The sequence below is a fragment of the Phenylobacterium sp. genome (assembly GCF_037968635.1).
Taxonomy (GTDB): Bacteria; Pseudomonadota; Alphaproteobacteria; order Caulobacterales; family Caulobacteraceae; genus Phenylobacterium.
Map to the genome: position 1 here is coordinate 1 of NZ_JBBKVV010000136.1, position 6,767 is coordinate 6,767.

Genomic DNA, 6,767 nt, shown 5'->3' on the forward strand with positions numbered 1-6,767 from the left:
TTTGTCTCGGCCCTGGTGAAATACCTGGTGGTGGCGATCGGCCTGATCGCGGTGCTGCAGCAGCTGGGCGTGCAGACCACCTCGGTCATCGCCGTCCTGGGCGCGGCGTCCCTGGCGATCGGCCTGGCCCTGCAGGGCACGTTGGGCAATGTCGCCGCCGGGGTGATGATCCTGCTGCAACGGCCCTATCGGGCCGGTGACCGTGTGGAGCTCAACGGCCGGCAGGGCGTGGTGGTCAGCATGGACCTCTTCAACACCAAGCTGCTGGATTATGACGGCCTGACCGTCTACCTGCCCAACGGCAAGGTTTTCGGGGACATGATCGTCAACGTCTCCCAGGCCGGCGAGCGGCGAATCGATCTGACCTTCGGCGTCGACTACGAGGACGATCTGGACGTGGCGCTCAGCCTGCTGCTGGACATCGCCAAGCAGGACAGCCGCGTGATGTCGCATCCCGCGCCCTGGTCCAGGGTGACCGAGATCGGCGACAGCGCCATCAATGTCACCCTGCGCTGCTGGAGCAGCCCAGACGACTGGGCGGACCTGAAGTTCGACCTGGTCAAGCAGGTCAAGGAGACCTTCGAAGCCAAGGGGCTGAGCTTCCCCTATCCCCACCAGGTCCATGTCGAGCGCGTCATCCGGCCAGACCCGGTCGGCTAGGCTTCGGACTTGGCCGCCGCCTCCCATTCCAGGAAGTCCCGCGTGCCGAGGATCGTGTCCACGTACCGGCCCGCCGCGCCTTCCGGCTTGATCCCATAGGTGCGGAAGCGGCTGGCGACGGGTGCGTAGAAGGCGTCGGCGATGGACCACTCCCCCAGCAGGAAGGGGCCGCCGAACCGGCCCAGCAGATCATTCCACAGCTCGGTGATACGGGTGACGTTCTTGAACGCCGCCTGCGAGAGCTCGGCGTGCCGGGGGTCGATGTCCAGGGCCATGGGACATTCCTGGCGCAGGGCCTGGAAGCCGGAATGCATCTCGGCGGCGGCCGAGCGGCCCATGGCGCGGGCGACCGCGTCGTCGGGCCACAGTTTCGCAGCGGGGAACCTCTCGGCGAGGTGTTCGCAGATGGCCAGCGAGTCCCACACCACCAGGTCGCCCTCCTTCAAGGCCGGCACCAGGCCCGACCGGGAGACCGGGCGAATGGCCTCATAGGTCTGGTTGTTCTCCTGGCGCAGCGGGATCAGGGTCTCGGTGAAGGCCGCCCCCGTGCGTTTGAGGGCCAGCCACGGACGCAGCGACCAGCTCGACCATTTCCGCGTCCCGATCAGCAATTCCATGGCGCGCCTCCGTTAAATCACACAGGTGCTATTGGCGTGAGCGCGCGGGCGCCGTCTAGTGTCGCCAACGATCAAAAACTATCCGAGGAAACCCCCGTCATGACCGAGGCATCCGCCCCGGCCCCCATCGGCGCCAGCATCTCCGACGGCACAGGTCCCGCCGTCCCCCTGGTCTCCGACGCCTATCGCCGTTACGCCCTCGTCATCCTGATGTTGGTCTACACGCTCAACTTCCTGGACCGGCAGATCGTCACGATCCTGGCGGAGCCGATCAAGAACGACCTGGGGCTGGCCGACTGGCAGCTGGGCCTGATGACCGGCCTGGCCTTCGCGGTCTTCTATACGGTGCTGGGCCTGCCGATCGCGCGTCTCGCCGAGAGCTTCAATCGGGTCTGGATCATCGGCGGCTCGCTGGCGGTCTGGTCGGGGTTCACCGTGCTTTGCGGCCAGGCCGGCAATTTCGCCCAACTGGTGGGCGCGCGCATCGGGGTCGGGATCGGCGAGGCGGGCTGCACGCCCACCGCCCACTCCCTGATCGCCGACTATGCGCCCAAGGAAAAGCGCGCCTCCGCCCTGGCCTTCTTCTCCATCGGCACGCCGCTGGGGGGGCTGCTGGGCCTGGCCTTGGGCGGGCTGATCGCCGACGCCTACGGCTGGCGCACCGCCTTCCTGCTGGCCGGCCTACCGGGCCTGCTGTTCACCGTCGTGGTCATGCTGACCCTGAAGGAGCCGCGCAAGGCCATGACCGCCGCGGCCGCCGCGGCCCATGCCCCGGGCAAGGGCCACTTCGCCGCCACCCTGAAATACCTGCGCGGCAAGCCGGTGTTCTGGTTCATCGCCTTCGCCGCCGCCATGAAGGCCTTCATCGGCTACGGCCATGCCCCCTTCACCGCCTCCTTCTTCCTGCGTAACCACGCAGAGGAAGTGGCCCAGATGGCTGACCGTTTGGGCCTGGGCTCCGTGGGCTTCCTGGGTCTCGCGCTCGGCCTTATGGGCGGCACGGCGGGGATCATCTCCTCCTGGGCCGGCGGCGCCATCGCCGACTGGGCCGCCAAGCGCGACATCCGGGCCTATATGAGCGTGCCCGCCGTGGCCTCGCTGATCTCGCCCTTTATCTACGCCACCGCCATTCTGCTGCCCTCGGCCTTCTGGGCCCTGTGGTTGCTGATCCTGCCGGGCCTGCTGGGTTCGCTCTGGTACGGGCCGGTCTATGCCAGCGCCCAGAGCCTGGTGCCGCCGCAGATGCGCGCCACCTCGGCCTCGATCCTGATCTTCATCATCAACCTGGTGGGCCTGGGCCTCGGGCCGCTGTTCGTCGGCATCCTCTCCGACGTCCTGGCCAACGGGCCGCTGCAACTCGGCTCGGCGGAGGGCGTCCGCTGGGCGCTGATCCTCTCGGCCTTCCTGGGCGTGATCGCCACGGCCCTCTTCTGGATCGCCCGTCGCACCATCCGCGAAGAGATCGTTTCCTGACGTCGATCGCCTATCTGGCCTGCGCCGACTGCCTGACCACGGCACGAACGCGCAGGCCGGACTCCTACGAGCACGACCGGGAGCTGGCGGCGCTGACGCCAGCTTTCGAGGCGCGCGGCTGGTCGTTGGCGGAGGTGGACTGGCGGGTCTGTGATCCCGCCCGGTTCGACCTGCTGCTGATCCGCACCACCTGGGACTATGTGGACCACGAGGCGGAGTTCCTGGCCTTCCTGGATCGCGCCGGCCGCGTGGCGCCGGTGGCCAACGATCCTGCCGTGGTGACCTGGAACCTGTCCAAACGCTACCTGCAGGAGCTGGCCGGCAAGGGCCTGCCGGTGATCCCCAGCCTGTTCGTTGATGAGCCAACCCCCGCGAGCGCCGCCTTCGAGGCCTTCGGCGCGGGGGAGGTGATCCTCAAGCCGGTGGTGGGCGGCGGCGGCTTTGGCCAGTCGCGCCTGACCCGCGCGCAGGCCGAAGGCGTGCTCATCCAGCCTGGCCAATTCGCCCAACCCCTGGTTCCGGAGATCATGACGGCGGGGGAGGTCTCCATGATCTTCGTCGACGGCGAGTTCTGCCACGCGGTGCGCAAGCTGCCCGGGGGCGGCGACTACCGCATCCACGTGATCCACGGCGGCGGCGAGCATCCCTATGACCCTGGCCCCGCCGAAATCGAGGCGGCCCACGCCTTCGTCGCCGCCCTGCCCGTCCCGGCCCTGGCCTGCCGCGTCGATGTCATCCCGACCCCTGTGGGCCTGTTGCTGATGGAGCTGGAAGCCATCGAGCCGCACCTGTTCCCGACCTATGGCGCAGACCTGGGCGGACGGATGGCTCAGGCCTGCGGGCGGCTGTTGGCCTAGACGTTTGCGCGTGGTCTAGTCGGGCCATGTTGAAGTCCTTCCTCGCCGTCGCCCTGGCCCTCGTCATGGTCTCCTGCGCGCCCGCGCCGCCGCCGCCCGTCGTCGTCTCCACGGGCCCCGATGTCGCGGCCTGCAGCGCCAAGGGCGGTACGGTGCGACCGGTCTGCCGCATGCAGAAGCCCGCCTGCGTCATCACCTATTCCGACGCGGGCAAAACCTGCGGCGACAAGTCCGACTGCCAGGGCCGCTGCCTCTACGAGGGGGAGACGCCCGCCGATCCGGCCGCCGCCGTCACCGGCCAATGCCAGGCGACGTCCGATCCCTGCGGCTGCTTCACCACTGTGGTGAAGGGCCGTGTCGGCCCGGGCCTCTGCGTCGACTGATGTGCAACGAGTATGCGCGAACCAAGTCGCTGGACGAGCTGATCGCTGAATTCACCGCCCCCTCTTCCGACCTGCCGTTGTTGGGCTGGGAGAACGACCACACCCCCAACGACCTGGCCGGCAAGGCCAGTGTGAAGATTCGCGACACCGCCCCGATCGTCCGGCTGCAGGACGGCAAGCTGGTGGCTTCCATGACCACCTGGGCCTGGGCGGGACCGGGCGGCAAGCCGGTGTTCAACTTCAAGTCCGAGGGCCGAGACTTCAGCCAAAGCGACCGGGTGCTGATCTTCGCCGACGCCTTCTTCGAATACACCGCCCCTCAGGCGGCGAAGGTGAAGCTGAAGGACAAGCATCAGTTCACGATGGCGCGGCAGGACTGGTTCTGGATCGCGGGCATCGTCAAGGCGGGCTGCTTCTCCATGCTGACCGCCAGCCCCGGTCCCGACGTCGCCCCCTATCACGACCGGGGGATCATCCCCCTGGCGCCCGGGGCGGGCCTCGACTGGCTGACCCTGTCGCGACCGCAGGCCGACATCCTGACGCCGCCAGCCGCAGGAACCCTGACTGTCGAGACCCTGCGCAAGGACGGGATCGAACGCGGCGGCGACGACTTGTTCGCGCCGTAGCTATCGATTTGCATCGCACGGCATTTCGCCGTACATTTGGCCATGGGCGCGCGCGAACTCAAGAAGGAACGAATCGAATTGCGGGTCGCCGCCTCAGCCAAGGATCTGATCCAACGCGCCATGGCCGTGAGCGGCCTGACTGCGGGCGATCTTGCCTATGAGGGCGCGCGCCGAGTGTTGGACGAACACGAGCGGATGGTGCTGACCGGCGCCGACCGGGACGCGTTCCTTGAGGCGGTGATGAGTCCGCCGCCGCCCACCGACAAACTGGTGGCGGCGCTCAGGCGGCATCGCGATCAACTGGGCTGACGCGTGGCGTTTGCGATCCAGCCTCTCGACAAAACGCATGACCGTGCAAGCTTTCGATGTGGCGAACCTGACCTCGATGCCTGGTTCTTCAGGCAGGCAGGACAGGACGAGCGCCGCAATGTCGCCCGCGTCTTCGTGGCCGTCGATAACCTCGGCGTCGCGGGCTTCTACAGTCTTGGGGCTTTCAGCCTGTCCCTTACGGACCTGCCGCCAAGGTTCGCCGGGAAGCTGCCTCGCTACGACGCCATTCCGGCGGCGCTGATCGGCCGACTGGCGCGCGACCAGCGGGTCCGTGGCGAAGGGGTAGGCGAGCTACTCCTCGCCGACGCCCTCCGCCGGGTCCTCGGCGCCGACCTCGGCATCTTCGCGATCCTGGTCGACGCCAAGAGCGATCAGGCTAGCGCCTTCTATCAGAGCTACGGTTTCCAGCCCTTTCCGGCCCGGCCTGATCGTCTGTTTCTTCTGACGGCGACGGCCGCGGCGGCGATCGAACGCATGTAGCGCTACGACGGGCGGCGCCTATCTAAGGCTCTGTGCGTTTCACACGCCAAGGAGGCCGCCATGTCTGTTCAGATCGTCTGCATCCACTGCGACGCGGTGAACCGCCTGCCGCCGGAGCGCGACGCCAAGGCCGGGAAGTGCGGCAAGTGCCACCAGGCGCTGTTCGACGGCCACCCCGCCGCCCTGACCACCGCGCGGTTCAAGAAGCATGTGGCGGGCAGCGGCATCCCCATCATAGTGGATTTCTGGGCGGCCTGGTGCGGGCCGTGCAAGTCGATGGCCCCGATCTTCGCGCGGGCCGCCGCCGAACTGGAGCCCCGCGCGCGCTTCGTGAAGATCGATGTCGACGCCGAACCGCAGCTCTCGGCGCAGTACGGGATCAAGGGCATCCCGGCGTTGTTCGTCTTTCGGGACGGCAAGATCGTCGCCAACCAGGCAGGGCTGGCCGACATCAGCCTGCTACGCCGCTGGGTCGAGACCCACGGCGCGACGGCTGCCGCCTAGAGGAGATTCCGATAAGCGTGAAACGGTCATCGGATCGAGAGCGCCCTGACCTTCTGAATTTTACGAAAGTTTCGGAACTATCGACTTAGGGTTCGGGTCATTTTGAGGCTCCTCGCCACCTCAATACTTGCGTTCGGACGACCAAGGAAAATTGATGTACTGGTCGCGGCTATCGAAGCAGATATTCCCATACATCCTCAAATAGGATTTGCGGCGCGCCTGGTCGGCATAAACGGCCCTGGGGTCGGCGACGTCGCGCTCATATTGCCCGATATTGGCGATCGTCAGGGCTTTTGGAAGGATGTCCATCGCCTGAGGCACGGTCTTCCCATCCAGCCAGTCGGAAGCGAAGCGCCCCATGGCGTAACCGAAAATGGGGGATGCCAAGCTGATGCTGGCCTTGTAGGGGCTACCCGCCTTCTTTAGCTCCGCAACAGCCTCACGCTCTCCGTCAATGCCCCCAAGAAACTGGGTTGCTCGCGCCTTGTCTGCTTCGCGCAATGCGTCCAGCGCACCAAGAACCACGGTGTCGGCGCCCAGGACCACGTCAATTTTGGGGTGGGCAAGCAGGATCATCTTCATGGTGCGATAGCCGCCTGCCTTGTCGATGGTGGCGGGCGAGATATCAGCGACGATGGTCACTCCCGGTAGTTGCCGCAGAGTATCGCGCATCGCGGTGAAACGAGGCGCGAGGAACTGCAAATTGTCGTGGGTCAGCAACACCACCTTGGCCTTGCCACCAAGACGGGTGCGGATATGCGCTGCTGCAGATTCCGCCAGCACCTTGCCGGTCAGATACTGCGGCGCGTTCAAGATCGTGTTGGCGGGCGGCGGCAC

At 66.7% G+C, this 6,767-nt stretch carries 10 protein-coding genes; 8 read left to right on the forward strand and 2 right to left on the reverse strand.

All coding sequences use genetic code 11. From position 1 onward, the window contains the following. Positions 1–660 (forward strand): mechanosensitive ion channel domain-containing protein (locus AAC997_RS16220; protein WP_340646740.1); only part of this gene is annotated, 660 nt, incomplete at its 5' end. Here AAC997_RS16220 and AAC997_RS16225 read toward each other — a convergent pair. Then, positions 657–1,277: a glutathione S-transferase family protein gene (locus tag AAC997_RS16225; protein WP_340646741.1), complete on the reverse strand. Its 621-nt coding sequence runs from the start codon at positions 1,275–1,277 to the stop codon at positions 657–659. The two genes, AAC997_RS16220 and AAC997_RS16225, sit on opposite strands and share 4 nt — an antisense overlap. A gap of 99 nt (positions 1,278–1,376) precedes the next feature. Here AAC997_RS16225 and AAC997_RS16230 point away from each other — a divergent pair, with 99 nt between their 5' ends. From AAC997_RS16230 to trxC, 7 genes are all read left to right on the forward strand, one after another. Continuing rightward, positions 1,377–2,750 (forward strand): MFS transporter, encoded by a 1,374-nt coding sequence (locus AAC997_RS16230; RefSeq protein ID WP_340646742.1) that lies wholly within the window; start codon positions 1,377–1,379, stop codon positions 2,748–2,750. A gap of 125 nt (positions 2,751–2,875) precedes the next feature. Then, complete coding sequence (locus AAC997_RS16235) at positions 2,876–3,607, forward strand: hypothetical protein (protein ID WP_340646743.1); 732 nt, start codon at positions 2,876–2,878, stop codon at positions 3,605–3,607. 26 nt (positions 3,608–3,633) lie between these two features. Further along, positions 3,634–3,990: a hypothetical protein gene (locus tag AAC997_RS16240; RefSeq protein WP_340646744.1), complete on the forward strand. Its 357-nt coding sequence runs from the start codon at positions 3,634–3,636 to the stop codon at positions 3,988–3,990. After that, positions 3,990–4,616 carry an SOS response-associated peptidase family protein gene (locus tag AAC997_RS16245; RefSeq protein ID WP_340646745.1) on the forward strand — a complete coding sequence of 209 codons (627 nt, stop codon included), beginning with the start codon at positions 3,990–3,992 and terminating at the stop codon, positions 4,614–4,616. The genes AAC997_RS16240 and AAC997_RS16245 overlap by 1 nt, the downstream gene beginning before the upstream one ends. A gap of 42 nt (positions 4,617–4,658) precedes the next feature. After that, positions 4,659–4,925 carry a DUF1778 domain-containing protein gene (locus tag AAC997_RS16250; RefSeq protein WP_340646746.1) on the forward strand — a complete coding sequence of 89 codons (267 nt, stop codon included), beginning with the start codon at positions 4,659–4,661 and terminating at the stop codon, positions 4,923–4,925. 3 nt (positions 4,926–4,928) lie between these two features. Continuing rightward, positions 4,929–5,426 (forward strand): GNAT family N-acetyltransferase, encoded by a 498-nt coding sequence (locus AAC997_RS16255; RefSeq protein WP_340646747.1) that lies wholly within the window; start codon positions 4,929–4,931, stop codon positions 5,424–5,426. Between the two features lie 60 nt (positions 5,427–5,486). Next, the gene (trxC, locus tag AAC997_RS16260; RefSeq protein WP_340646748.1) at positions 5,487–5,930 is read left to right on the forward strand and encodes a thioredoxin TrxC; all 444 of its coding nucleotides are present in this window, start codon (positions 5,487–5,489) and stop codon (positions 5,928–5,930) included. A 120-nt stretch (positions 5,931–6,050) separates the two neighbouring features. On the opposite strand, the gene AAC997_RS16265 is transcribed toward trxC, so the two are convergent. Next, a partial coding sequence (locus tag AAC997_RS16265; protein WP_340646749.1) for a substrate-binding domain-containing protein occupies positions 6,051–6,767 on the reverse strand: 717 nt, incomplete at its 5' end.

Excerpts from the sequence above, each read along its gene's own strand:
- AAC997_RS16240 (WP_340646744.1), top strand. The coding sequence starts at position 3,634 with ATGTTGAAGTCCTTCCTCGCCGTCGCCCTGGCCCTCGTCATGGTCTCC.
- trxC (WP_340646748.1), top strand. The coding sequence starts at position 5,487 with ATGTCTGTTCAGATCGTCTGCATCCACTGCGACGCGGTGAACCGCCTG.
- AAC997_RS16245 (WP_340646745.1), top strand. The coding sequence starts at position 3,990 with ATGTGCAACGAGTATGCGCGAACCAAGTCGCTGGACGAGCTGATCGCT.
- AAC997_RS16230 (WP_340646742.1), top strand. The coding sequence starts at position 1,377 with ATGACCGAGGCATCCGCCCCGGCCCCCATCGGCGCCAGCATCTCCGAC.
- AAC997_RS16250 (WP_340646746.1), top strand. The coding sequence starts at position 4,659 with ATGGGCGCGCGCGAACTCAAGAAGGAACGAATCGAATTGCGGGTCGCC.
- AAC997_RS16225 (WP_340646741.1), bottom strand. The coding sequence starts at position 1,277 with ATGGAATTGCTGATCGGGACGCGGAAATGGTCGAGCTGGTCGCTGCGT.